2 protein-coding genes and 1 pseudogene are annotated in these 1,506 nt (G+C 36.5%); all 3 read left to right on the top strand.

Annotated elements, in window-relative coordinates; translation table 11 throughout:
- Window positions 1-115: pseudogene (locus EYW48_RS21060) on the top strand (IS630 family transposase); the annotation flags it as partial.
- Window positions 116-121: 6 nt separating this feature from the next.
- Window positions 122-340 (top strand): AlpA family phage regulatory protein, encoded by a 219-nt coding sequence (locus EYW48_RS21065; RefSeq protein WP_277433035.1) that lies wholly within the window; start codon window positions 122-124, stop codon window positions 338-340.
- 203 nt (window positions 341-543) lie between these two features.
- Entirely contained in the window at window positions 544-1,350 is an 807-nt protein-coding gene (locus EYW48_RS21070) for a hypothetical protein (protein ID WP_277433034.1), read from the top strand.
- The last annotated feature ends 156 nt before the right edge of the window (window positions 1,351-1,506 follow it).

The raw sequence follows: 1,506 nt of genomic DNA on the forward strand, positions 1-1,506 counted from the left end.
CTTCAAGGCGGCAATAGACCAATTTTTTTCTGTGACTCTTCCAGAGATCGCAGGCTCTTTGACATCTCGAATTAATGATCATTTTCAGGTTCTCAAGCCTGCATCTTCAAGTTGATTCGGTATAGGTCTTTCTAAAGCCACATTACATCGTTACATAACTAAAGGGATATTCCCTCCGCCTATCAATATGGGAGAGAAGTCAGTTGGCTTTCTCTCTTATGAAGTTGATGCTTATATTGCTGCATCTGCTATTAATGCTGATAAGCTACTACTTGTCAAGAGTTTAATTGCGAAGCGTGCTGACCTAAAAAGTAAAATACCTTCACTTTATGATGAGTGAACGAAATAGAGCAGCCCTTAAGTAGGACTGCTTTTGTCATATTCAATAATAATGAGAATAAAGAAAATGAAGATAAGTATAAGTGCTGACCGCACAATAAAAACATATTTGTATTGCAGTCTTTCAAGTGTTTTATTATCGCTGCTGGATAGTAAGAGTAGTAAGAGTAGTCTTACCACTCTTACTAGCGGAGGTAGACTCTTATGGCTATGATAAATGAACAAGAGTTAGAGCAAGCCTTTAATGCTGCCATGGAAGAAGAGAGCAAGAATCCGAAGGTGGGATTACCATTTTCTGTGTATTTAGCTCCTTTTCTTACTGATGATGCTCCTGCAAGTATGACAGCACTAAGGCAACTGGTTGGTGGTGATCATTCGAAAGCTCGTATAGCTTTTAGGGTGATTAAGGGGGCATTGAAGCCTTCCATAGTTAAGAGAGAAAGGCCGGAGTGGTTCTTAGATGTACAGAAATCAATATATAAAAATGTAGAAGACCTAATGAACCAAGCTTGGGCTTATATCGACCAGGATATTCAAGCTACAGCATTGAAGAAGTCTGAGATCATTGAAGCTGAACTTAATCTAGTTCGCGCTGAAAATGTTGAGCTGTATGCAGCTATTGAAGACTTGGAGTCTGTTGAAACGGCTAAACTTGACGAGCTATCTAAGCTCGAAAATGAAATACGAAAGCTTAAATCTATCAAAGAGGATATCGCTCGACTAGAACTGGAGAATGATTATCTTAGGAAAGATAATGAAAAATTAAATAATAATTTATTAACTAAAGATGAAGAGTTGATAAATCTTTGGAAATTGCAGATTGAATTTAACCATATAAATTCATTATCAGATAAATATGAAAAAGAAATAAGCACGCTTAAAGATAATATTAATCAATTAATAACTAAGATTCCTGCTGAATATTCAAAGGATAATATAGCTAATCAGGCAATGGATATATCTGAAAAAGTACAAGCTGAACTCAACAACCTGAAAGGCATCGAAGTGTAAAAATAAATCGAACAAACATAACGATAAGATCTATACCCGTGATCATTGAAGATGCTTGATTTTCAATAGAATCAGGATCATGCTACAAACCATGAAAATCACACTGACTCCTCAACAGAAACTGCAACTCGAACAGATGCACGACATTGAGCGTGA

Origin of the sequence: Vibrio sp. 1180_3 (assembly GCF_029478545.1) — a bacterium.
Taxonomy (GTDB): domain Bacteria; phylum Pseudomonadota; class Gammaproteobacteria; order Enterobacterales; family Vibrionaceae; genus Vibrio; species Vibrio aestuarianus.